At 62.6% G+C, this 21003-nt stretch carries 18 protein-coding genes and 1 pseudogene; 16 read left to right on the top strand and 3 right to left on the bottom strand.

Features of this window, described 5'->3' with window-relative positions; all coding sequences use genetic code 11:
- Positions 1 to 56 precede the first annotated feature (56 nt).
- From C2U30_RS00955 to C2U30_RS00980, 7 genes and pseudogenes are all read left to right on the top strand, one after another.
- On the top strand, positions 57 to 518 hold the full coding sequence (locus C2U30_RS00955) for a hotdog fold thioesterase (protein WP_039038762.1): 462 nt from the start codon (positions 57 to 59) through the stop codon (positions 516 to 518).
- Positions 519 to 698: 180 nt separating this feature from the next.
- Positions 699 to 2597 carry a DEAD/DEAH box helicase gene (locus C2U30_RS00960; RefSeq protein WP_199767324.1) on the top strand — a complete coding sequence of 633 codons (1899 nt, stop codon included), beginning with the start codon at positions 699 to 701 and terminating at the stop codon, positions 2595 to 2597.
- A gap of 330 nt (positions 2598 to 2927) precedes the next feature.
- Positions 2928 to 3092, top strand: a complete 165-nt coding sequence (locus tag C2U30_RS22845) for a hypothetical protein (protein ID WP_233721030.1) — start codon at positions 2928 to 2930, stop codon at positions 3090 to 3092.
- Between the two features lie 48 nt (positions 3093 to 3140).
- Entirely contained in the window at positions 3141 to 3410 is a 270-nt protein-coding gene (locus C2U30_RS22850; RefSeq protein ID WP_233721032.1) for a hypothetical protein, read from the top strand.
- Position 3411: 1 nt separating this feature from the next.
- Positions 3412 to 5261: pseudogene (locus C2U30_RS00970) on the top strand (putative bifunctional diguanylate cyclase/phosphodiesterase).
- Positions 5262 to 5469: 208 nt separating this feature from the next.
- Positions 5470 to 6375, top strand: a complete 906-nt coding sequence (locus C2U30_RS00975) for a LysR family transcriptional regulator (protein ID WP_042864011.1) — start codon at positions 5470 to 5472, stop codon at positions 6373 to 6375.
- A 104-nt stretch (positions 6376 to 6479) separates the two neighbouring features.
- Positions 6480 to 7673 (top strand): MFS transporter, encoded by a 1194-nt coding sequence (locus C2U30_RS00980; protein ID WP_103244615.1) that lies wholly within the window; start codon positions 6480 to 6482, stop codon positions 7671 to 7673.
- 63 nt (positions 7674 to 7736) lie between these two features.
- Here C2U30_RS00980 and C2U30_RS00985 read toward each other — a convergent pair whose 3' ends face one another.
- Together C2U30_RS00985 and rnt are read right to left on the bottom strand one after the other, a co-directional pair.
- Entirely contained in the window at positions 7737 to 9059 is a 1323-nt protein-coding gene (locus tag C2U30_RS00985) for a Na+/H+ antiporter family protein (RefSeq protein WP_039038758.1), read from the bottom strand.
- Positions 9060 to 9285: 226 nt separating this feature from the next.
- Positions 9286 to 9948: a ribonuclease T gene (rnt, locus tag C2U30_RS00990; protein WP_010675098.1), complete on the bottom strand. Its 663-nt coding sequence runs from the start codon at positions 9946 to 9948 to the stop codon at positions 9286 to 9288.
- Between the two features lie 145 nt (positions 9949 to 10093).
- Here rnt and C2U30_RS00995 point away from each other — a divergent pair, with 145 nt between their 5' ends.
- Together C2U30_RS00995 and C2U30_RS01000 are read left to right on the top strand one after the other, a co-directional pair.
- Positions 10094 to 12067, top strand: coding sequence for a methyl-accepting chemotaxis protein (locus tag C2U30_RS00995; protein WP_199767325.1), 1974 nt, complete (start codon positions 10094 to 10096; stop codon positions 12065 to 12067).
- Positions 12068 to 12135: 68 nt separating this feature from the next.
- The gene (locus C2U30_RS01000) at positions 12136 to 13011 is read left to right on the top strand and encodes a flagellar protein MotY (protein WP_199767326.1); all 876 of its coding nucleotides are present in this window, start codon (positions 12136 to 12138) and stop codon (positions 13009 to 13011) included.
- A gap of 100 nt (positions 13012 to 13111) precedes the next feature.
- Here the strand turns inward: C2U30_RS01000 and suhB are convergent, their stop codons facing one another.
- Entirely contained in the window at positions 13112 to 13915 is an 804-nt protein-coding gene (gene suhB / locus C2U30_RS01005; RefSeq protein WP_103242974.1) for an inositol-1-monophosphatase, read from the bottom strand.
- 200 nt (positions 13916 to 14115) lie between these two features.
- Here suhB and C2U30_RS01010 point away from each other — a divergent pair, with 200 nt between their 5' ends.
- The 7 genes from C2U30_RS01010 (at position 14116) to C2U30_RS01040 (ending at position 20911) form a co-directional block, all read left to right on the top strand.
- Complete coding sequence (locus C2U30_RS01010) at positions 14116 to 14571, top strand: hypothetical protein (protein WP_045524385.1); 456 nt, start codon at positions 14116 to 14118, stop codon at positions 14569 to 14571.
- Positions 14572 to 14691: 120 nt separating this feature from the next.
- Positions 14692 to 15300 (top strand): glutathione S-transferase family protein, encoded by a 609-nt coding sequence (locus tag C2U30_RS01015; protein ID WP_103242975.1) that lies wholly within the window; start codon positions 14692 to 14694, stop codon positions 15298 to 15300.
- Positions 15301 to 15331: 31 nt separating this feature from the next.
- Positions 15332 to 15994 carry a glutathione S-transferase family protein gene (locus tag C2U30_RS01020; protein WP_103242976.1) on the top strand — a complete coding sequence of 221 codons (663 nt, stop codon included), beginning with the start codon at positions 15332 to 15334 and terminating at the stop codon, positions 15992 to 15994.
- Between the two features lie 195 nt (positions 15995 to 16189).
- Positions 16190 to 17716 (top strand): ABC transporter substrate-binding protein, encoded by a 1527-nt coding sequence (locus C2U30_RS01025; protein ID WP_103242977.1) that lies wholly within the window; start codon positions 16190 to 16192, stop codon positions 17714 to 17716.
- A complete protein-coding gene (locus tag C2U30_RS01030) occupies positions 17713 to 18675 on the top strand; it encodes an ABC transporter permease (RefSeq protein ID WP_103242978.1) in 963 nt (320 codons plus the stop codon). The genes C2U30_RS01025 and C2U30_RS01030 overlap by 4 nt, the downstream gene beginning before the upstream one ends.
- Before the next feature lie 2 nt (positions 18676 to 18677).
- On the top strand, positions 18678 to 19484 hold the full coding sequence (locus C2U30_RS01035; protein WP_010675089.1) for an ABC transporter permease: 807 nt from the start codon (positions 18678 to 18680) through the stop codon (positions 19482 to 19484).
- Positions 19481 to 20911 carry an ABC transporter ATP-binding protein gene (locus C2U30_RS01040; protein WP_103242979.1) on the top strand — a complete coding sequence of 477 codons (1431 nt, stop codon included), beginning with the start codon at positions 19481 to 19483 and terminating at the stop codon, positions 20909 to 20911. The genes C2U30_RS01035 and C2U30_RS01040 overlap by 4 nt, the downstream gene beginning before the upstream one ends.
- Positions 20912 to 21003 lie beyond the last annotated feature (92 nt).

Raw genomic sequence — 21003 nt, forward strand, 5'->3', positions numbered from 1 at the left:
GGTTTGCCGCTACAGCGCAGCGATAACCCGTTGATCACGCAAGGAGTCCGCTCACCATGAGTCAAGAAAGCAGCCCCATCTGGCGCAAACCCATGAGCCTGGAGGGGCTCAATGCCAGCTCCCGCAACACCCTGATGGCCCACCTCGACATCGTCTACACCGCCTTTGGCCCCGACTGGCTGGAGGCCACCATGCCGGTGGATCACCGCACCCATCAACCGCTCGGCATGCTGCACGGCGGCGCCTCCGTGGTGCTGGCGGAAACGCTGGGATCGCTTGCGGCCAACATGGCGGTGGGGGAGGAGAGTTATTGCGTGGGGCTGGAGGTCAATGCCAACCACCTGAGGGCCAAGCGGGAAGGGGTGGTGACGGGACGCTGCGCGCCGCTGCATCTGGGGGCGACGACTCAGGTGTGGCAGATCGAGATTCGCGATGAACGTGGTCGTTTATTGTGCACCAGCCGATTGACCATGGCGGTGCTCAAGCACAAGCGGGACAAGGACTCTGGCGAAGCGTGATCGGCAATAACGCATCATGAGTGAAAAATAAGCAAGCCATAGTCGCGAGATCCCTCTATAATTGCCAACGTCTTGAGACACCTATCACATTTTTCAAGACAGCAGAACAAAGTGGCGCTATAATCGCCGCCTTTTTGCTATTCCGCGGTGTTAGCCGCCTGCCTTAATCTGGAAGAATCTATGTCTGATACCGAACAACTGCCCCTTTTTAGTGAGCTTGGACTGGCCGCGCCTGTATTGAAAGCGCTGCAGGACGTGGGCTATGAGCGCCCGTCTCCCATCCAGGCCGCAGCAATTCCCCACCTGATGGCGGGACACGATCTGCTGGGGCAGGCACAAACCGGTACAGGGAAGACCGCTGCTTTTGCCTTGCCTCTGTTGTCTCGTCTGGAAGCTGGTAACCGCAACACCCAGATCCTGGTGCTGGCCCCGACCCGCGAGCTGGCCCTGCAGGTGGCAGAGGCGTGCCAACGCTATGCCCACCACATGCCCGATTTCCACGTGCTGCCCATCTACGGCGGCGCTTCCTACGAAACCCAGACCCGCGCCCTGCGCCGCGGTGCCCAGGTTGTCGTGGGTACCCCGGGCCGCGTGATGGACCTGATCCGTCGCAAGAACCTGGACCTCTCCGGTCTGAAAGCCCTGGTGCTGGATGAAGCGGACGAAATGCTGCGCATGGGCTTCATCGACGACGTGGACTGGATCATGGATCAGTGCCCGGCCGGTCGTCAGGTTGCCCTGTTCTCTGCCACCATGCCGGAGCAGATCCGTCGTGTTGCCCAGAAGCACCTGAAGCAGCCCAAAGAGATCAAGATCGCCTCCAAGACCGCGACCGCCACCACCATTCGTCAGCGTTACTGGCAGGTGACCGGTCTGCACAAGCTGGACGCCATGACCCGTCTGCTGGAAGTGGAATCCTACGAAGCCCTGCTGGTGTTCGTGCGTACCAAGAACGCCGCCGAAGAGCTGGCAGGCAAGCTGGCTGCCCGTGGTCACGCCTGTGAAGCGCTGCACGGTGACATCCCGCAGAAGCTGCGTGAGCGTACCGTTGACAAGCTGCGTCAGGGCCAGCTGGACATCCTGATCGCCACCGACGTGGTCGCCCGCGGTCTGGACGTTGAGCGCATCACCCACGTAGTGAACTACGACATTCCCTACGACACCGAATCCTACGTTCACCGTATCGGCCGTACCGGCCGTGCCGGTCGCAAGGGTGAAGCCATCCTGTTCGTGGCGCCGCGCGAGCGTCGCATGCTGCGTGCCATCGAGCACGCAACTCGTCAAGCCATCGAGCCGATGAAGATGCCGAGCACCGAGGACATCAACCAGCACCGTCTGGCCAAGTTCAAGGAGCGCATCCGCGAAACCATGATGGGTGAAGAGCTCGAGATCTACCACAACCTGGTGAACGAGCTGATCGAAGAAGACTCTGCCGATCCGCTGGAGCTGGCTGCTGCACTGGCCAAGCTGGTACAGGGCGATCAACCGCTGCTGCTGGATGACTCCATTCCGGATCCGGTGTTCAACGCTGGCAACGATCGCGGTGGCTTCGAGCGTCGTGAGTTCAACGACCGTGGCGGTCGTGACTTCGGTGACCGTGGCGATCGTCCGGCCCGTCGCATGCCGTCCCTCGAACCGCGTCCGCTGAAAGACAACCCGGACGTGGAGATGGAGCGCTACCGCGTCGACGTGGGCGCCCATCACGGCGTCAAGCCGGGCCAGATCGTGGGTGCCATCGCCAACGAAGCGAACATCGAGAGCCGCTTCATCGGCAACATCGACATCGCCGATGACTTCTCCACCGTCGATCTGCCCAAGGGCATGAGCGCCGAGGTGCTGGAAGTGATCAAGAAGGCCCGTGTCTGCCAGCGTCCGCTGCAGATCACCCGTTACACCGAAGTGCCGGCCGGTGGCAACACTGCTCCCCGTCCGCCCCGTGGTGATCGTTCGTTCCGTGGCGACCGTCCTTTCAACAAGGATCGCCGTCCCCAGGGTGACCGTCCCTTCAACAAGGATCGCCGTGAAGGCGGTTTCGACAAGGGTCGCAAATTCGGTGGCAACAAGCGCCGCGACAGCTAAACCCTGACTGCACTGATGAGAAGGCCGCTCCATGGAGCGGCCTTTTTTGTGTCTGTTTTTCAGATGCGTAGTGAAGATTGTCACCTATTTCCGGCTGTGGCGGGCACCCGGTTTGATGAGGAGCCAGTGAAAGAAAAATGGTGCAATCCATTTGCCTGGGGGTGGCGCCTGGTGTCATTCTTTGGGAAGCGATTGGGTACTTTTGGAAGGCGCAGAGATAGTTGCTGGTTGCAAACGACTGCGACTTTGGTCTGAAGGTGCATTCTGTTGTTTGCATATGAGTCAGCAGAGTGAGATGAATAAATAAACCGTATGACAGGGAGGTGCGTGATGGGCAAGTGGCTTGGCAAGGTGTTGCTGATATCTGGATGGCTCGTGTCGGGTATGGTGTTGGCGGAGGAGCCCTTCTTCAGAATTGCGGGGGCGGGGTGCTGCAATGGCAAGGGGGAGGTGGTGCTGACCCGTGCCGAGTTTGAGGCCTTGCCGCAGACGTAAGTTAAGACGGGGACGCCCTGGACCGAGGGGGAGCACCTCTATCGCGGGGTGTTGCTGCGGGACCTGGTCAGGATCTACGGTCTCAAGAGCCAGGAGGTCAAGGCCCTCGCGGTCAATGAATACTGGGCCGCTCTGCCGCTGGAAGACGGGGAGAAGTACCCGGTGCTGGTGGCCGAGAAGCAGGATGGCAAGGCGCTGACTTTGCGCAACAAGGGGCCGCTCTGGGTCATTTATCCCCTCACCGACCATCCCGAACTCAACAAGGAGCTCTATCACAGCCGGATGGTGTGGCAGCTGGCGGCGCTGGAGAGCAAATAAGATGCTGTGCGGCAAGTTCTTGAGCCTGATCCTGATGGTGACCACCTTTTTGGGGGTGACCCTCTGGTCGGTCTGGAACTATGACCGCGCGTTCAATGCGGTGACGCGCTACACCCAGCTCTCCGCTTGGGCACTGGCCCAGCTCGAGCTGGAGATCCACGCCTTCGAGGAGGGCTTGCAGCTCTATCGTGCCGGTGCCGCCAGCCGGGAGGAGATGAACAAGCGCTTTGACATTGCCTGGAACCGGCTCGATGTCTTCCTGCACGGGGAGGAGGCAAAGTCGGTCAGGGCCCGATTCGGCGCGGACAAGGCAGTCGGCAAGATCCTCGCCCTCTTCGAACGCTATGAGCAGGATGTGGTGCAAGGGGAGCCGGATTCCCCCGCACTCAAGATGTTCACGGCCGCGCTCGATGACGAGATGCGCGGGGTGCGGGACGTGATGGTGAAAAACTTCACCGGGCCCTCTGCCATCGCCCAGCGTGAGCTGCTCAACGAGTCGAGAACCCAGAACTTCTTCATCCTGGGATTTCTGATGCTGGCGACCATGGTGATGTTGATGGTGCTGTTTCGCGAAGTGCGCCGCCAGCATTTTCTGGCGTGGAACGATCCCCTCACCCGTCTCCCCAACCGGGCGGCGCTCATCAAGCACCTCCAGCAGTGGACCAGCCACCCCGGTCGGCGCAGCAGCATCACAGTCTGCCTCATGGATCTGGGGCATTTCAGGGAGGTCAATGACAGTCTGGGTTACGAAGTGGGGGACGCCTTGCTCAAACGGCTTGCGGAGCGGATCCACGCCGCCTCTGGCCAGGGGATCTTCGTTGCCCGAACCGGCAGTGACGAGTTCACCCTCATCATCACTGGCACCATGCCCACCTATCTGCGCTTCCCGTTTCTGGAGCAACTGCGCAGCGAGCTGGCGGATCTGGTGTTTGCCGCCGATCCGGCGCACCGGGTGCGGGTCTTCATGGGCACCAGCCAGTACGTGAAACCGGATCATTCACCGGAAGAGATGCTGCTGTTTGCCGATATCACCCTCGACAGCGCCAAGCGCAAGCGGCTGAATCGCAATGTGCTCTTCTCCAGCAGCATGTATCAGCACTATCAGCGCAAACGCCGGCTGTCGACCGAGCTGCGGGAGCTTATCCACTGCCCGCAATGCCCGCAACTGGCCCTTTACTATCAGCCCATCGTGCGCGGCCAGAGTGTGGTGAGGCTGGGGGCCGAGGCGCTGATCCGCTGGCATCATCCGGAATATGGCTTTATTGCCCCCCTCGACATCATCTCGCTGGCAGAAGAGAACGGGTTGGGCGAGGCGCTCGGGGGCTGGATCATCCGGCGCATGCAGCTCGATCTGTCCGGCTTCCCGGAGGAGGTGCTAGCACCGCTCGAGATCTCCATCAACCTCTCCAACTCCATGTTCAACATGGGGTTGGCCAGGGAGATTGAAGAGAAGACGGAAGATGGACCGTTGGGGCTGCACCAGTTGATAGTGGAGTTGACCGAAACCATCGCCCTCGATGACTTCGGGACCGGCTGGTCCTCGTTCTCTTACCTGCGTGAACTCTATTTCGACAAGCTCAAGATAGACAGATCCTTTATCACCGCCATCGACAGTGACACCCGGCAGGCGCTCTTCGTCGAGACCATCACCACCCTCTCTCATCAGTTGGGGGTGCGTGTCGTGGCAGAAGGGGTGGAAACAGCGATGAGCTCAAGGCGGTGCTCACCATAGGGGTGGATGAGATCCAGGGTTATTTCTACTCGCGTCCCTTGCCGCTGCCGGAGTTCATGCAGTTCTGTCACCGCTATTTCGCCCACAGCGCCGCCATTCAGGAAGTGGCACTGGGGTAGCCTTGGGGCAATCGAGCCCCTGTAGCCTTGTCTTCGAGTCCCTCTGTTCGATTGTTCCTGGTTGATATTTCATCCCGACACCTTTCTCCCATGACAGGACCGCCCTTGACGCGGTTTTCTTGTGCCTCCTGCCAGAACGAGGGTGCGAGAGGGCAGGCCCGGTGCTACCTTGTGCCACGAACAGTGCCACAGGGCAGAGGAGCCATAGATGGATCGCTTGGGGGTGATGGAGGTGTTCGTGCTGGCGGTGGAGACCGGCTCGTTTTCGGCGGTGGCCCGCCGACTGGGGATGGGGCAACCCACGGTTTCCAGATTGATTGCCCAGCTTGAGGCGCACCTTGGCAGCCGCCTGTTGCTGCGTTCGACCCGGGGGCTGGCGCCCACCGAGGCCGGAGAGGCCTACTATCTGCGGGCGAGAGAGATCCTGGCCCAGGTCAACGAGGCCGATGCCATGGTGCAGCAATGCCGGGCGGGCCTGAGCGGACGCCTGCGGGTGAGCGCTCCCGTCACTTTCGCCCGCTTGCATATCATTCCCCATCTTGCCGGTTTTCTGGCGGCTCACCCGGGACTGGATCTGGAGATCCTGCTGGATGACGGCAATGTGGATCTCATTTCGGCGGGCATCGAGGTGGCTCTGCGGATCGGCAAACAGGCCGACTCGTCGCTGGTCGCCCGCTGCCTCGCCCGAAGCGACATGCGGGTGCTGGCGACGCCGGCCTATCTGGCCGCCAAAGGAGAGCCTGAGACCCCTCAGGCCCTGCAACAGCATGATCTGGTGCTTTACAGTCCACGGCCCGGAGTGGGGCAGCAGTGGCGATTTCGCCGCGGCGTCGAAGAGAAGGTGGTTTCCGGAGAAGGCAGGCTGACGGTCTCGGCGGCCGAAGGCATGCGCGCCGCCGTGCTGGCAGGACTGGGGCTTGGTATCGCCTCGGAGTGGATGTTTGCCCCCGAGCTTGCCCGCGGCGAGGTGGTGGCGGTGCTGCCCGAGTGGCAACTGCCCATGCAGGAGCTCTGGACCCTGCTCCCGGCAGGTCGCCAGCCCGGTGCCAAGGCGAGCGCCTTTCTGGCATTCGTGACCGGCCTGCCCGGCGTGGGGCATGCACCAGCGGAATAACTGTTATGGTCCCCACCGCTCTACTGGTGGCGACGCTCCCCGGGTAGGCTGTGCGCATGGGGCCCGTGTCCTGGCGGGAGCCCTTCTACCACGAGGAGAAGATCATGAGTACATCGCCTTCTGCCGGAGGGGCCGCAACCCCCGGCCCCTCCCTGCTCTTCGCCATGGCCCTGTCATGCGGCCTGGCAGTTGCCAACATCTACTACAACCAGCCCATGTTGGCTGTGATGGCGCAGGACTTTCCCGGGCACTCGGGCATGCCATTGATCGCCATGCTGACCCAGCTCGGCTATGCCATGGGTCTGCTTTTGCTGGTGCCGCTTGGCGATGTAGTCGAGCGCCGCTGGCTCATTCCGGGGCAGTTTGCACTGATCGCGCTGGCTTCCCTGCTGGCGGCCACGGCCGCGAGTGCCGCCACCTTGATGCTGGCCTCCGTCCTGCTCGGCATCGGGGCCACGGCGGCCCAGCAGATAGTCCCGGTGGCGGCGACCCTGGCAGATCCCGCCCGTCGGGGTGCCGTGGTCGGCAGCGTGATGAGCGGCCTGCTGGCCGGAATACTGCTCAGCCGCACCGTCGCTGGCCTGGTCACCGCTTATGGCAGTTGGCGCACCATGTTCTGGCTGGCCATTCCCCTGGCCCTGTCGGGGGCTCTGCTGATGGCCAGGATGATACCGTCCGGATTGCCGCGCTCTCCCCTCGGTTATGGCCGTCTGCTTCACTCTCTGGTCGGTCTGTGGCGCGAGGAGCCCGCCCTGCGCCGCGCGACCCTGACCCAGGCCTTGCTGTTTGCCTCCTTCAGCGCCTTCTGGACCGTGCTGGCGTTCTACCTGGCCGAACCTGCCTATGGGTTGGGGGCCGACATGGCGGGTCTGTTCGGGGTCATCGGGGTGGCTGGGGTGGTGGCGGCCCCTTTGGCAGGCCGGATGGCGGATCGGTTGGGGGCCAGACCAGTGGTATTGGCCGGTGCCGTGCTGGTGGTGCTTGCCTGGATCTGCTTCGAGCTGTGGCTCTCTCTGGCCGGGCTGGCGTGCGGGGTCATCTTGCTGGATCTCGGAGTGCAGAGCGCACTCATCGCCCATCAGCAGCGCATCTATGGTCTGAGACCTGAGGCCAGGGGGCGCATCAATACCCTCTTCATGACCGGCATGTTCCTGGGGGGAACCCTCGGCTCCAGCCTGGGGATGCTGGTCTGGCAACAGGGACACTGGCTCGGGGTGGGAGCAGCCGGCATGGGGTTGGCCCTGGTGGCCTGTCTCTGCGCCCTGGCCGGCAGGCGGGGGCTGCAACCGGCCATCTGAGGCATGTGCAAGACAAGAAAGGCGACTCCGGGGTCGCCTTTTGTCTGTCTGCTTGGGATGGTCTCAGAGCACCATGGCGGCAATCCAGCCGAAGATCACCAGGGGGATGTTGTAGTGGATGAAGGTTGGCACCACGCTGTCCCAGATGTGGTCGTGCTGACCGTCCGCATTGAGGCCCGATGTGGGGCCGAGCGTCGAGTCGGAGGCGGGGGAGCCCGCGTCCCCCAGCGCGCCCGCGGTGCCCACCAGGGCGATGGTCGCCATGGGCGAGAAGCCGAGGTGGATGCACAGGGGCACATAGATGGTGGCGATGATGGGCACGGTGGAGAAGGAGGAGCCGATCCCCATGGTGATGAGCAGGCCCACCAGCAGCATCAGGAAGGCCGCCAATCCCTTGTGACCTGCCATCATGCTGGAGACGGACTGCACCAGACTCTCCACCCCGTGGGTCTCCTTCATGACGGCGGCGAAGCCTGCGGCCGAGATCATGATAAAGCCGATGAGGGACATCATGCGCACACCCTGGGTGAAGGCATCCTGGCTCTCGCGGAATTTGATGACGCCGCCGCAGGTGAAGATGATGAAGCCTGCGAGCGCCCCCAGCACGATGCTGTTGGTCATCAGTTGCAGACCGAGTGCCACGGCGATGGCCAGCAGGGCGACCCAGATGTGGTTGAGATTGAGCTCGACCGTCTCGGGTTCGGCGGCCAGGATCTTCTCCAGATCATACTGACGCGGCTTGCGGTAGCTGAAGAAGACGGCGATGAGCAGGCCGAGGAACATGCCAAATACCGGGATGGCCATCGCCAGGGGCAACTGGCTGAATTCCACCGGTACGCCGTTGTCGACGAGATTCTTGGCCAGGATGTTGTTCAGGAAGATGCCGCCAAAGCCCACCGGCAGCAGCATGTAGGTAGCGGTCAGGCCGAAGGTGATGACGCAGGCCACCTGACGGCGGTCGATCTGCATCTGGGCCATGACATGCAGCAGCGGCGGGATCAGGATGGGAATGAAGGCGATGTGCACCGGGATCAGGTTCTGGGAGGAGATGGAGACCGCGAGCACCGAGGTGAGCAGCAGGCTCTTGACCCAGAGAATGCGGGTGCTGCTGGCATCCTTGCCGAGCTGGTTGATGACCTTGCGGGCCAGCAGATCGGTGATGCCGGAGCGGGAGATGGCCACCGCGAACGCCCCCAGCATAGCGTAGGAGAGGGCGATTTCTGCACCGCCGCCCAGGCCGCCGGTGAAGGTGCTGAGGGTCTGCTCGAGGGAGAGTCCGCCGAGCAGGCCACCCACGATGGCACCGATGGCGAGGGAGACCACCACATTGATCCGCAGCAGGCTGAGCACCAGCATCAGCGCCACCGCGATAACAACAGGATTCATTTGATTTCCTTATGGATTGTGTTGCTGTCAGTCGTGTGAAAGCCAGCTAGTTTGCGAAAAACAGGCTAAATGTCGAGAAAAAAATCGGCGGATCCCGGCCAAGGGACGCATCTTCTGCTGGCGGTGAACGGGAACCGGGAAAATGGCCCTTCTTCGTTGCCCAGACAGGTCCCCTCATGCAGACAGGCTGCCATGGGCAGCCTGTCTGGGCAGGGGCTGGGAGTGTTCAGCCCTCGTCTTCGGTGTCCGTCGTTTCATCCGGGTTGGCCAGAGGCCAGCCTCCCAGGCTCTTCCAGCGATTGACGATGTGGCAGAAGAGCTCTGTGGTGCGCTCGGTGTCGTAGAGGGCCGAGTGGGCCTCTTTGTTGTCAAAGGGGATATTGGCGCTCTGACAGGCCTTGGCCAGCACCGTCTGCCCCAGGGCAAGACCCGAGAGGGCGGCGGTGTCGAAGGTGGCGAAGGGGTGGAACGGATTGCGCTTGAGGCCGGCCCGCTCGGCGGCGGCCATCACGAAGCCGTGGTCGAAGGTGGCGTTGTGGGCCACTATGATGGCGCGACCACAATCCTGCTCCTTCATGCCCTTGCGCACTCCCTTGAAGATCTCGGTGAGTGCTTCCTTCTCGTCCACCGCGCCCCGCAGCGGGTTGAAGGGGTCGATGCCGGTGAACTCCAGCGCCGCTTTCTCCAGATTGGCGCCCTCAAAAGGCTGGACATGAAAATGGAAGATCTGGTCAGGGACGAGCCAACCCTGCTCATCCATCTTGAGGGTGTGGGCGGCTATTTCCAGCAGGGCATCGGTCTTGGCATTGAATCCGGCGGTTTCAACATCGATGACGACGGGGTAAAAGCCGCGAAAACGGCCCTTGAGGGTGTGAACGGCGTCGGTCATGGTATCTCGGTCGGCGTGAAAGGAGGCGGCATTATGGCAAAAAAGCGTGCCCTTGTCCCTTATCTGCCGCCATGGGACGGCAAGAGGGCCATTTTGAAACACCTGTGCTTATAATGGGCGACGTCAACCATGGAGGGAGAGGACGATGAAGAAGCTGGGATTGGCACACAAGATGATGTTGGTGGTCTGTCTGCCGCTGTTGGCCCTGCTGTTTTTCTCCGGCCGGTACGTCTATGAACGTTATCGGGTCGAACAGGAGATGAGCGGCGCCCTGGTCGCGCTGGCGGTGGTGAAGGAGGCGGCGCAGCTGGCCCATGAGCTGCAACGGGAGCGCGGCATGTCGGCCGGCTTCCTCGGCTCTGGCGGCAACAAGTTTCGCGATGCGCTGCCTGCCCAGCGCAAGGTGGTGGACAGCCTGTTGCAGCGTTTTCATCAGGATCCTGCCTTGCTGGCGCTGACCGAGGTGCAGCAGGGAGTGGCGGGGCTCACCGCCATGCGTGAGCGGGTCAGCGCCCTGGGGGTCGAGGTGGCGGAACAGGTCGGCTTCTATACCCGCCTCGTGACCGCCTTGCTGGCGGTGGTGGACAAGATAAGCGTCGACAGCATGGATGCCACCATCGCCCTGCAGACCAATGCCTACGCCGCCTTCCTGCAAAGCAAGGAGCGTGCGGGACTGGAGCGGGCGACGCTCAGCAACGTCTTTGGCCGTGACAGCTTCACGCCTGCGCTGTTGCAGCAGTTCATTTCCCTGCTGGCGGCCCAGAACACCTATCTCGAACGTTTCCAGGCGGTAGCGAGTCCCGCCCAGCGCCAGTTGCTGGCCGACAGCCTGGCCTCGCCAGTGGTGAGCAAGGTAGCCGCCATGGAGAAGCTGGCGCTCGACAAGGCGGCCAGCGGCGGCTTCGGGGTGGATGCCGAGGCCTGGTTTGCCTTGAGTACCGACAAGATAGGCCTGCTCAAGGAGATAGAAGACAGCCTCTATCAGCAGCTCTTCGAGCGGGTTGAACAGATGCGGGTCGGGAGTGCCAGTGACTTCTGGTGGGGGGCGGCTGGCGTGTTGCTGTGCATCGTCCTGACCACCTTCGTCTGCTGGCGGGTAGTGCGGGATCTGCATCTGGGCTTCATGGCCCTGCACCAGACCTTCAAGCGCCTGGTGCAGGAGAACGACCTGACCGTGCGGGTCGACTGGCGATCCGGGGATGAGCTGGGGGCCCTGGCGCGGGATCTGAACCATTTCCTCGGGCACCTGGAGAGTTTGCTGCTGGCTGTGCGCCACTCCTGTGACGTGCTGATACGCAGCGCCGCCAGCTCGGCCGAGGTCATTGCCGAGGTGAATGCCGGCGTAGTCAGGGGATGCGGGCAGGTGGATCTGGTGGCGACTGCCGCCACCGAGATGGCATCGACTGTCGCGGAGATTGCCCGTAACGCCACCCAGACCTCCCAGGCGACTCAGCAGGCCATCGGCCGGGCGAAGCAGGGTGACAAGGAGGTGGATCAGACCATCCACACCATCCAGCAGGTGGCGGGCACGCTGGTGGATACCCGGCACCTGGTGGACAGCCTGCATCGGGATACCGAGTCGGTGGGGGAGGCCTTGAGCCTCATCAAGCAGATCTCGGACAGAACCAACCTGCTGGCCCTCAATGCCGCCATCGAGGCGGCCCGTGCTGGTGAATCCGGGCGCGGTTTTGCAGTGGTGGCCGACGAGGTGAGAGCGCTTGCCTCCCGTACCCAGCAGGCGGCGGATGACATAGAGCGGATGCTGGGCCGCTTGCGCCAGGGGGCCAACGAGGCGGTGGCTGCCATGCACACGGGCACCGAACAGGCCGACCTTAGCGTGACGGAGGCCAAGCGGGCGGGGAGCGAGCTGACCGACATCGTCAACGAGGTGCGCAAGGTGAGCGACATGACGGCCCAGGTGGCCACCGCCACCGAGGAGCAGCGTTATGTGACCGACGACATCCAGCAAAACGTGATGACCATCCGTGACGTGTATGAGGCCCATCGCCAGCACTCCCATACCCTGCAACAACACAGTGCTGAACTGGATGCCCTGGCCCGGGATCTGGCGGGACGCATCGCCAGCTTCAAGCTGATGGCCCCTTCTTCCCCCCACTGAGCGTTTTGACCTAAAGCTTGTCCTGCCGCTGCCGATAGATAATTCGAGATAGTGTGGAGGACAAGCCGTTGAATGCTTGGGTGTTGGGGTTGATCAGCATATCAGTGAGTATGCAGTTGCAGGCGGGCGTGACCGAATTTGGCGCCGGTCTGGATCAATCCGTCTGGCGCCTGACCTCTGATACCCAGGTGGAGTGCAGGCTGGAGCATCCTATTCCCCGCTGGGGAACCGGGGCCTTTGTCAGCCGGGCCGGGCGCAAGATCAATCTGGATTTCGAGCTCAAGGGGCAGCGACCCCAGGCGCGTACCCAGACAGTGAGCCTCGGGATCATGCCCCCCGGCTGGCGTCCCGGGGTGGCCGGGCGACAGATCAGCCAGTTGCAGTTCTATCAGCAGTTTGACGGCCTGGTGGCGGGGCAGACCGCCTGGACCATGCTGGACGAGCTGGAAGGAGGGCGTATGCCGACTTTCCAGTATCGCGACTGGTATCGTCAGGACAGGCCGGTGCGGGTATCGCTCTCGTCGGTCAATTTCAGGGTCAAGTACCAGGCGTTCATGGACTGCCTGAGTGGCTTGCTGCCCTACAGCTTCAACGACATCGCCTTCAGCGTGCTCTCCTATGACAAGAACAGCGATCAGTTGTCACCGGCCTCCAAGCGGCGGCTGGCGATGATCGGTGACTATGTGAAAGCAGACAAGAGCATCGATGTGGTGGTGATCGACGCCTACAGCGACAGCTATGGCGGCCGCTGGCCAAACCAGAAGCTCTCCGAGAAGCGGGCGGATGCCATCAAGCAGGTGTTTGTAGATCTCGGCATCGAGGAGGGCAAGATCTCGGTGGAAGGGCACGGTGAGAAACAGCACGTGGCCTCCAACGAAACGGAAGCTGGCCGAGCCAAGAACCGCCGGGTGGTGATCAACATGGGACGCAACGGCACTATCTGATCCCGTTGAGTCATCGAGAGGGGCGGGATTTTCGCTGTAGTCAGGAATAAAAAATGCCAGTCGGCGAACCGACTGGCATTTTTTTCGCGGGTATCCGGGATTACTTGGCCAGGGATTCCGGCAGGTTTTCGCGGATCTTGCCGAGCATCTCTTTCAGCACGCGGGGGTTGGCCACCACGATGTTGCCGGAGTTTTCGTAGTTGTGACCACCGACGAAGTCGGTGACGATGGCGCCGGCTTCTTTGGCCAGCAGCTCACCGGCGGCGGTGTCCCAGGGTTTCAGGCCGATTTCCCAGAAACCGTCGACGCGGCCAGCGGCCACATAGGCGAGATCCAGCGCGGCGGAGCCAGCACGACGGATGTCTGCACACTCGATGAACATGCTCTGGAACATCTTCAGGTAGGGTTCGATGTGGTGCTTCTGCTTGAACGGGAACCCGGTGGCCAGGATGGTGCCGGAGAGCTCTTTGGCCTTGCCGACACGAATACGGTAGCCGTTCAGCTGGGCGCCGCTGCCGCGGGTGGCAGTGAACAGCTCGTCACGGATGGGATCGTAGACAACGGCTTGTTCGGTCTTGCCCTTGACGCGCAGAGCGATGGAAACGGCAAAGTGCGGAATGCCTTTGACCAGGTTGGTCGTGCCATCCAGTGGGTCGATGATCCATTGGTAGTCCGGATTGGTACCGGCAATCTCGCCAGACTCTTCAGCAATGATGCTGTGTTCCGGGTAAGATTTTTTGATGGTGTGAATGATGGCCGCTTCGGCGTCACGGTCAACGTTGGTCACGAAGTCATTGCTGCCTTTCTGGATAACCTCGATGTTCTCGGGTTGAGAAAAGGCTTTTACTACTACTTGACCGGCGTTGCGCGCAGCGCGCACGGCGATATTCAGCATCGGATGCATAGGTTCACCACTGGATGTTAAAGAACGGGGGATAAAAGGACGCGACATCTTACCAAGATATTCGGGAATAGCAACTGCTATGCCCTCATTCGGTCAGGGTGGTGACTGACAGATCTGACGGCTCCAATAAAGACCTGTAATCAACTAGTCTTATCGCGACAGCCGGATAACAGGCTGTGGTGAGCATAGGGATATGAGCCATGAATCTGTCATTAGTCAGTCAGAAACCGTCGTCGCCGACGACTCTGGGTGTGTTGGCCGCACTGCGTGCCGCCAGCGAAGAGAGTGATTATGTCACCGAGGTCCGGGTGGCACAGCCCCAGCAGTGGCAACCGTCGAAGGACGAAGCGGCGATCCTGCTGCTGGAAGAAGAGGGCGCTGCCTGGCCTGTTCCGCTCTGGCCAGCAGGAGGCAGTGCACTGGGATTGCCGGTGCTTCCCCTGTTGGTGCATCGACAGTATGAACATGCTCCACAGGGGCCGGATGTCCGGGATCCGCATTTTTATTTCGTTTCCAACGGTATTCTGCTGGATGAGGCCGAACTGGCGGATCCTGCCTGCAGCCTGGTGCTGCAAAGCAAGTTTGAATCCTATTTCCCGCTGCTTTCCCGTCTTATCTTGCTGCGCCAGCGCCAACCAGGGGTACTGAGCAGCTAATCATCTCCCCCTCGATGCGGGCTGTTCAAGCGGCACAATATTTGTCATAACTGACCGACATTGTGCCGCTTTGCTATGGCCTGCGCAGCGGCTCACTGTGTGTTCGTCGACGGAGGTGACATGAAGGTTTATGAGCTGAGACGAGCCCCCAATGCCCGTCGGGTCAGAATGTTTCTGGCGGAGAAGGGGATCGAGATGGAATATCAACAGGTCGATCTGGGGGCGGGGGAAAACCTGGCGCCCGCCTTTTTGACCAAGAACCCGGCCGGGCGCATTCCTGTGCTGGAACTCGATGACGGAACCTGTCTGAGTGAAACCCTGGCCATCTGCCGCTATTTTGAAGAGCTCCACCCCGAGCCGAACCTGTTTGGCAGCACCGCGCTGGAGCGCGCCACCATAGAGATGTGGAGTCGCTTCATCGAGTTCAACCTCTGGTTGCCGACCGGTATGGCGTTTCGTCATATCACCGGTTTTTACAAAGACCGGGAGCGGGTCTTCCCCGAATGGGGGGAGGAGTGCAAGCAACAGGCTCAGCTCTGGTTTGACAAGCTCGATGCCCGTCTTGCCGAGGTGCCCTATATTGCGGGGGAACGCTTCACCATCGCCGACATTCTTGCCCTCTGTACCATTGATTTTGGCAAGGTGGTTGGCCTGCGTATCACCCCCGAACAGCCCCATTTGCAGGACTGGCATGACCGGGTGAGTGCCCGGTCCAGCGCCCAGGCCTGATCCTTTCCCCTGAACGTTCAAGGAGTCCAAGATGATAGAGTTGTACACTGCCGCCACGCCCAACGGGTTCAAGGTGTCGATCGCCCTCGAAGAGCTGGGGCTGCCCTACAAGGTCATTCCCCTTGATTTCGCGACCATGGAGCAGAAGAAGCCCGAGTTCCTGGCCATCAACCCCAATGGCCGCATCCCGGCCATCATCGATCGGGACAATGGTGACTTCGCGGTGTTCGAGTCCGGCGCCATCCTTATCTATCTGGCGGAAAAAACCGGCAAGTTGCTGCCGCAGGATCCCAAGCGCCGCTCCCAGGCCATCCAGTGGCTGATGTTCCAGATGGGAGGCGTCGGTCCCATGATGGGGCAGGCCAACGTCTTCTATCGCTATTTCCCCGAGAAGATCCCGGCCGCCATCGAGCGTTACCAGAAGGAAGGGCGACGCCTGTTCGAGGTGCTCGACGGCCATCTGGCACACCATGAGTATCTGGCAGACGAGTACAGCATCGCCGATATCGCTACCTGGCCCTGGGTGCGCATCCACGACTGGAGTGGTATCTCCATCGATGGGTTGGTGCATTTGCAGGCCTGGATGGCACGCATGGAAGCCAGGCCCGCCTGCCAGAAGGGCATCACCATTCCACCGCGCAATGAGAGCCCCGAGGATCAGGTCAAGCGGGCGCAGCAGATGGTGACTCGCTGACGCCATCATGATGGCCCTGACGGGCCATCTTTTTTATTCCCCTTTGACTCCCCGTTGTTTGACGATCTGCATCGCAGTCGCTTTTTGTCTTTCAAATAAGCCATTTATCAAAAATCAAAAGTCATTCTTCCTGATTAATTGTTATGTTATAACGCTATCTCTTTGGTTGATGAACATGAAGCTTGGATGGAAAGGATGACAAAAAAATGCACCGCAGCCGGGTGGTTCGCCCTGGCTCTGATGGCAGGAACGACTGCAGCCGACGGCAAACCGCTTGCCATGGTGGGGCCTTGGGAGATCCACAGTGTCGACCCCGCCAGCAACGGGGTCTTCTTTACTCGCATGCAGGTGGCGGAGACCCTGGTGGATGTCGATGGGAAAGGCAATCTGCAACCCGGGCTTGCCAGTGAGTGGTCGCGTAGCGATGACGGTCTGCAATGGCGATTCACGTTGCGCCCCGGGGCCCGTTTTCACGATGGCAGCGAGGTGAGCGCCGAGCAGGCCGCTTTTGCCCTGCAACAGGCCTGGCGCAAGCCCGGCGTGATGACCAGCGCTCCCATTGCGTCCATCGAGGCTGGAGATGGCGTCTTGAAGGTCACCCTGAGCGAACCCTTCGCCTCCCTGCCGGCCGTGCTGGCCCACCCCAGCACCCAGATCCTGGCGAAGGCCGCCTACGATGCCAAGGGGGAGGTAACCCAGGTGATAGGCTCTGGCCCCTACCGCATCACCCGCCTGCAACAACCCCAGCGGATAGAGACTGTGCGTTTCGACGGCTGGCAGGGGGCCAGGCCCGCAATCGAGGAGGTCAGCTACCTGACGGTGGGGCGTGCAGAGAGCCGCACCCTGATGGCCGAGAGCGGTCAGGCCGACATCGCCTGGGGGCTGGATCCGGTCAGCATCCGCCGCTTGCAGCAGGCGTCACGGGTCTCCATCGCCTCGGTCACCCTGCCACGGACCATCCAGCTCAAGCTCAATGGCGCCGATCCCCGTCTGAGCGATCCGGTGGTGCGCCGTGCCCTGAGTCTCGCCATCGATCGTCGTGGTATGGCAGCCGCCCTGCTGCGGGATCCCGAGATGGCGGCAACCCAGCTCTTTCCCCCCACTCTGGGGGAGTGGCACCAGCTCGGGTTGACGCCGCTTGCCTATGACGTCAAGGCGGCCCGGGCGGCCTTCGCGGCGGCAGGCTGGCAGCCGGGAGAGGACGGTGTGCTGCGCAAGGGGGAAGAGCGCTTCGCCTTGACCTTGCGTACCTTCCCTGACCGTCCGGAGCTGCCGCTCCTCGCCACGGCACTGCAGGCGCAGTGGAAGGCGGTGGGGGTGGATCTCAAGGTGGCGGTGGGCAACTCGAGCGAGATCCCGGCGGGCCATCAGGACGGCTCGCTCCAGCTTGGTCTCTACGCCCGCAATTATGCCCTGGTACCGGATCCCCTGGTCACTTTGCTGGGGGACTTGGCCCCTGCCGGTGCGGACTGGGGGGTGATGAACTGGCACTCCCCGGCCATGACGCAAACACTGACCCGCCTTGCCACGCAAGCCTTGTCGCCCACAGACGCCGCCGCGGCTCGCCGGGAGATAGCCACGACACTGCAACAGGAGTTGCCGCTCCTGCCCATCGCCTGGTACCGCCAGAGCGCGGCGGTCAGTCGGGGGCTGGAGGGGTTTGAACTCGATCCCCAGGAGCGCAGCTATGGCCTGGACAAGTTGACATGGAGCGCACGATGACAGCGACCCCCTTGTCTCGCGTCATGGGGATACTGGGTCAGCGTCTGGTGCAGGCGCTGGTGGTTGCCCTGCTGGTGGCCGGACTCTGTTTTCTGATGGTGCAGTCCCTGCCCGGAGACATCGCCTTTCGCATCGCGGCGGGTCGTTATGGCTATGACTATGTCACCGCCGAGGCGGCCAACGCGGTGCGCAGCGAGCTGGGGCTGGCCGGCTCGGCCCTTGCCCGTTTTGGCGACTGGCTGTGGGCCTTGCTGCAAGGGGATCTCGGCAGCTCCCTGGTGACGGGCGCACCGGTCGCCACCGACGTGGGTCATCACCTGGGCGCCACCCTGACGCTCGCGAGCGCCTCCGTGGTGCTGGCGCTGGTGGTGGCGCTGCCGCTTGGCAGCCTGAGTGCGCTGCGCCCGGGGGGATGGTGTGATCGCCTGACCCTGGGCTGGAGCGTGCTGATGCGTGCGTTGCCCCCCTTCTTGCTCGGCCTGGTGCTCATGGTGATGCTCTCGGTGGAGCTGGGCTGGGTCAGTGCGGCAGGGCACGGGGAGGGGAGCAACCTGCTGCTGCCCGCCCTGACCCTGGGATTGGGGCTCTCCGGCGTGCTCTCCCGGGTGGTGCGTGAAAGCGTGCTCACCGTGGTGCAGTCCGGTTATTACCGATTTGCCCTCACCAAGGGGCTTTCGCCGGCCCGGGTTTTCTGGCGTCACGGTCTGCGCAACACCGGGGTCAGCATCATCGCCTACACCAGCGTGCAACTGGTGCTGCTCATCGAGGGGGTCGTGGTGGTCGAGAGCCTGTTTGCCTGGCCCGGGATCGGCCATGCGCTGGTGCACGCCATCTTCTGGCGCGACATCTCCATGGTTCAGGGGACCGTGCTGGTGCTGGCGGTGCTCTTCGTGCTGCTCAATACCCTCACCGACCTGCTTTGTCTTGCCATTGACCCCCGTGGTCCCAAGGAGTCCTGATCATGTCGTTGTCTGTCAAAACGGGGCTGGGCCTGCTCCTGCTGGTGGTGCTGTTTGCCCTGCTGGGCCCCGTGCTCTGGCCCGATCCGGCGGCTCAGGATCTGGCACAGTTTCTGGCTGATCCCTCCTGGCAGGAGCCCCTCGGGCGGGATCAGATGGGGCGCAGCCTGATGGCGCGCCTCGCGGCGGCGACCCGGCTCTCCCTGCTGCTGGGACTGCTGTGCGTCATCACGGCGGCGCTGCTGGGGTCATTGCTGGGCTGGCTCTCGGCCTGGCGCGGCGGCTGGGTCGACGGTCTGCTGCGCAGCCTGGCCGACGGCGTGCTGGCCCTGCCAGGCCTGTTGCTGGTGCTGCTCTTCTCCGCCATGGCCCAGGGTGGCTTTGCCATCCTCTATCTCGGGTTGGCCATGGCCCAGTGGGTGGAGTATTACCGGGTGGTGCGTGCCCGCAGCCGGGGGCTGCTCGCCTCGCCCCAGGTGGAGGCGTCCCGTCTGCTGGGATTCGGCCATGCCCATGTGGTGCGGCGCCATCTCTGGCCCGAGCTCGCTCCCCAGTTGCTCACCATGATGGCCTTCGGCCTAGCGGGTGCCATTCTAACCCTCTCAACCCTGGGCTTTGTCGGAGTGGGCATTCAGCCGCCAACGCCGGAGCTGGGGCTGATGATGACGGAGGCGCTGCCCCACTATCAGGAGGCTCCCCGTCTGCTACTGGCCCCCATTCTTGTCATGGGGCTGATGTTGCTGGCCCTGGTGCTGCTTCATCAGACGCGCGGCCTTGACATGCCATCTTCACAAGGAGCCACCTCATGACGGCCATTCATATCAAGGGGTTGCAGGTCGATGATGGCCAGAAAACCCTGCTGCAGGCGCTGGATTTCACCATTCATCCCGGCACCGCCCTGACCCTGATCGGGGAGAGCGGTTCGGGCAAATCCCTGTTGGCTCATGCCCTGATGGGGACGTTGCCAGCCCCCCTGACAGGCCGGGGCGAGATGGTGTCGGGTGGCCGCCATCACAACCTGGCCGACACGCCTCGCCTGCGCACTCTCTGGGGGCGGGAGCTGGCGATGCTGCCCCAGGAGCCGGTGCTGGCGCTGGATCCCACCATGGGGTTGCTTGCCCAGGTGGAGGAAGGGTGGCTGCCAGGCGGCAAGGAGGCCCGATCGCGGGCCCGCGCCGCCCTCGAGCGGCTTGGACTGGCCGGGCGGGAGGGCGCCTTTGTACACCAGCTCTCGGGAGGCATGGCCCAGCGCGCGGCCTTTGCCGCCGCCACCCTGGGGGAGGCCCGTCTGCTGGTGGCCGACGAGCCCACCAAGGGGCTCGACAGCCGGGCCGCAGCCAGGCTGGGTGCCTTGTTGCTGGGCTACCTGGCCCGTGGACGCCATCTGCTGACCATCACCCATGATCTCTCCCTGGCTCGCGCATTGGGGGGCTGGGTGCTGGTGGTCAAGGGAGGAGAGATCGTGGAGCAGGGGCCCGCCGAGCGTGTGCTGCACACGCCATCCCATGCCTATACCCGGGCCCTGCTGGCGGCGGAGCCCTCCGCCTGGCCCGAGGCGGCCGTCCCTCCCACCGGTGACTGGCTCATCCGCGGGAAGGGGCTTGCCATGGGATATGGGGATCAACCCCTGTTCACGGGGCTCGACCTTGCCCTGGCGCAAGGGGAGCGAATGGCCATCATGGCGCCGAGCGGCGCGGGCAAGAGCACCCTCGGCAACGTGCTGCTTGGTCTGCAACGCCCCCTGCAAGGGGAGGTGCTGCGCCGGGAAGGGATAGCCCCCTGCCGCTGGCAGAAGCTCTATCAGGATCCGGTGCAGGCCTTTGCCAGCCGGGTGCGCCTCGCCACCCAGTTCGATGATGTGCTGCGTCTGCACAGGCTGCCTCGCCATCGGCTTGTCGACTATCTGGCCCGGTTGGGGCTGGATGAACGGCTGCTGACGCGCCTGCCAAACCAGGTCTCGGGAGGGGAGCTGCAGCGGCTGTCGCTTATCCGGGCCCTGCTGCTGCGCCCCGTGCTGCTGTTCGCCGATGAGCCCACGTCCCGGCTCGACCCCCTGAGCCAGCAACAGACCATCGCCTGTCTGCTGGAGGAACTGGAAGAGATAGGCTGCGCCCTGCTGCTGGTGACCCATGACGAGGGGCTGGCCGGCAAGGTTGCCCCTCGTTGTCTGAGACTGGGGGAGGCGGGTAACCCCATGTTCGAAGGCGCGTCGGCCGAGGTGAGTAGAGTGGGGTAAAGAGGGGACAGAATGAATCCTTCTCCCATGATGAGATGACAGTGACGGGGCCTTGGGCCCCGTCGCATTAGAAAAACTTGGGTAAGCAGATT

The organism is Aeromonas sp. ASNIH5 (genome assembly GCF_002902865.1).
Lineage (GTDB): Bacteria > Pseudomonadota > Gammaproteobacteria > Enterobacterales > Aeromonadaceae > Aeromonas > Aeromonas caviae.